Raw genomic sequence first — 2,891 nt, 5'->3', positions numbered from 1 at the left:
ATGGCCGGGACAAGCCCGGCCATGACGAGAGGAGGGAGCCCGCAGAAAGCCAAACCCCATGTCCGTCCGCATCGTCGACGTCCGCGAGATCACGAAGCCGATCTCTTCGCCGATCCGCAACGCCTATATCGATTTCACCAAGATGACGACGAGCCTCGTGGCCGTCGTCACCGACGTCGTTCGCGACGGCAAGCGCGTCGTCGGCTACGGCTTCAACTCCAACGGCCGCTACGGGCAGGGCGGCCTGATCCGCGAGCGTTTTGCCTCGCGCATCCTGGAGGCCGATCCGAAATCGCTGCTGAACGCGGCCGGCGACAATCTCGACCCCGACAAGGTCTGGGCCGCGATGATGACCAACGAGAAGCCGGGCGGTCACGGCGAGCGCTCGGTCGCGGTCGGCACCATCGACATGGCGGTGTGGGATGCGGTCGCGAAGATTGCGGGCCAGCCGCTGTTTCGCCTGCTGGCTGAGCGTCACGGCGTCAAAGCCAATCCGCGCGTGTTCGTCTACGCTGCCGGCGGCTACTACTATCCCGGCAAGGACCTCTCGATGCTGCGCGGCGAGATGCGAGGCTATCTCGATCGCGGCTACAACGTCGTGAAGATGAAGATCGGCGGTGCTGATATCGAGGACGACCGCACCCGCATCGAAGCGGTGCTGAAGGAAATCGGCAAGGACGCGCAGCTCGCCGTCGACGCCAACGGCCGCTTCGATCTCGAGACCGGCATCGCCTATGCCAAGATGCTGCGGGATTATCCCTTGTTCTGGTACGAAGAAGTCGGCGATCCCCTGGATTACGCGCTGCAGGCAGCCCTCGCCGAATTCTATCCGGGCCCGATGGCAACAGGCGAAAACCTGTTCAGCCACCAGGATGCCCGCAATTTGATTCGCTACGGCGGCATGCGCCCCGACCGCGACTGGCTGCAATTCGATTGCGCGCTGTCCTACGGCCTGTGCGAATACCAGCGCACGCTGGAGGTGCTGAAAACTCATGGCTGGTCGCCGAGCCGCTGCATCCCCCACGGCGGCCACCAGATGTCGCTCAACATCGCAGCCGGCTTAGGCCTTGGCGGCAACGAGAGCTACCCCGACCTGTTCCAGCCCTATGGTGGCTTCCCCGACGGCGTCCGCGTCGAGAACGGCCACATCACCATGCCGGAGCTGTCAGGCATCGGCTTCGAAGGCAAGTCGGATCTCTACAAGGAGATGAAGGCGCTGGCGGAGTAGGGGGCGCGACGGCCACGCCATGCTTTCCGCTGTCATGCCCCGGCTTGACCGGGGCATCCAGTACGCCGTGGCGAATGTGGCGAGAGCGAGCGCTTCAACGGAGGCCTCTGGAATACTGGATCGCCCGGTCAAGCCGGGCGATGACACCGAGATTGTGGACGAACCAACGCAATCAGCCGAGGTCGTCCCTTACGACAGTCGCATATCCAACAGCCGCCGCCCTTCGCCCTTCAAGAGCTTCTTCACCGCGCTCGAGGCCACGACTTCGCCGTCATTGGCGTAGGCTTCGTGGTTCTTCTCGATGTCGTCGAGGCGGTAGAGGTAGTTGACCATCACGCCGGCGGACTCGCGCACGCCCTTCGGCGAGAGATCGCCTAACCAATTGATGCGCTCGAGGCGGGCGCCATTGCCGAGATGGAAGCGCGCGACGGAGTCGATCAGCTTGCCTTTGGGTGTGCGCGCCTTCAGGAAATAGTGCGCCGCGAGCGGTTCGATCACGCCACGTAGCAGTGTCGTTGTCTCGGGGTTCTCGAACCATTTGGGATCGTCGAGGCGCTTCAGGATCTCGCGGTCCTCGTCCGACAGCGGCAAATCCTTGTCCTGCTTCACCCATGGCATGAAGCCCGGCACCGGCGACAGCGTCACGAAATTGTCGAGCTTGGGCAATTCGCGGCGCAGCTCCTCCACCACCTGCTTGATCAGGAAGCTGCCGAAGGAGATGCCGCCCAGACCGCGCTGGGTGTTGGAGATCGAGTAGAACACGGCGGTACGGGCGCGCTCGATCGGGACGGATGGGCGATCGACCGCGAGCAGCGGCGCGATCGCGCCGGGGATCGTCTCGGTCAACGCGACCTCGACGAAGATCAGGGGCTCGTCCACCATCGCGGGATGGAAGAAGGCGTAGCAGCGGCGGTCGACCGGATCGATGCGGCGGCGCAGATCGTCCCAGTCGCTGATCTCGTGCACGGCCTCATAACGGATGATCTTTTCGAGGATGTTGGCCGGGGTCGACCAGTCGATCCTGCGCAGCACGAGAAACCCCCTGTTGAACCATGACGAGAGAAGATGCGAAACGTCGCGATCGAGTGCGGCGAGATCGGCGTGCCTGTTCATCATGTCGAGCAGGTCGGCGCGCATCTTGACGAGATCGCCGGTGCCGCCGGGTGCGCGGTTGAGGCGGCGGATCAGCTCCTGCCGGCGCGGCTCGGAGGCGAAGTGCAGGGCGCTGGCATCCTCGTCGGCCGGCTTGGCGCGCCATGTCTCGATCGCCTTGGACAGGCGTTCCCGATCCGGGCCGAAATCGCGCACCAGGGCTTCGAAAAAGGCGCGACGTCCCGCCGCATCCAGGTCCTGGTAGATGTCGAGCACCTCACGCGCCATGGCGGTGCCGGAAGCTTCACCCCGGCCCGACAGCAGCGCGCCACAGAGCTCGATCAGCCCATCGGCGTCCGGCTTGGTGTCGGCAGAATCCCCGCGGCGAAGCAGCGTGCGGCCGCGCTCGGAGATGGTAGTAAGTAAGTCGGAGAAGAAGGCGTTGGCCATCGGGGCTTTCGTGTCGGGTTTGTGCGGTGCGGGAATCTTACACGGGATTTGGGCGGAATCCGATCACAATCAAGCGGGGGATTTTGGCAAGTTTAGCGGGGCTATGCGCCCCAAGTGAGTT

General features: G+C 64.1%; 2 protein-coding genes. One reads left to right on the top strand and one right to left on the bottom strand.

Annotation, left to right across the window (positions count from 1 at the left end; translation table 11 throughout):
* Positions 1-58: 58 nt before the first annotated feature.
* Complete coding sequence (tarD, locus tag IVB32_RS18080) at positions 59-1,228, top strand: D(-)-tartrate dehydratase (RefSeq protein WP_085361487.1); 1,170 nt, start codon at positions 59-61, stop codon at positions 1,226-1,228.
* 189 nt (positions 1,229-1,417) lie between these two features.
* Here the strand turns inward: tarD and IVB32_RS18075 are convergent, their stop codons facing one another.
* Positions 1,418-2,770, bottom strand: a complete 1,353-nt coding sequence (locus IVB32_RS18075; protein ID WP_085351884.1) for a malonyl-CoA decarboxylase — start codon at positions 2,768-2,770, stop codon at positions 1,418-1,420.
* Positions 2,771-2,891 lie beyond the last annotated feature (121 nt).

Origin of the sequence: Bradyrhizobium sp. 23, from assembly GCF_023073295.1 — a bacterium.
In the GTDB taxonomy this organism is placed as follows: Bacteria; Pseudomonadota; Alphaproteobacteria; order Rhizobiales; family Xanthobacteraceae; genus Bradyrhizobium; species Bradyrhizobium canariense_D.
Note: the sequence above shows the minus strand (reverse complement) of the source record. Positions and strands in the feature narration are given on the sequence as shown.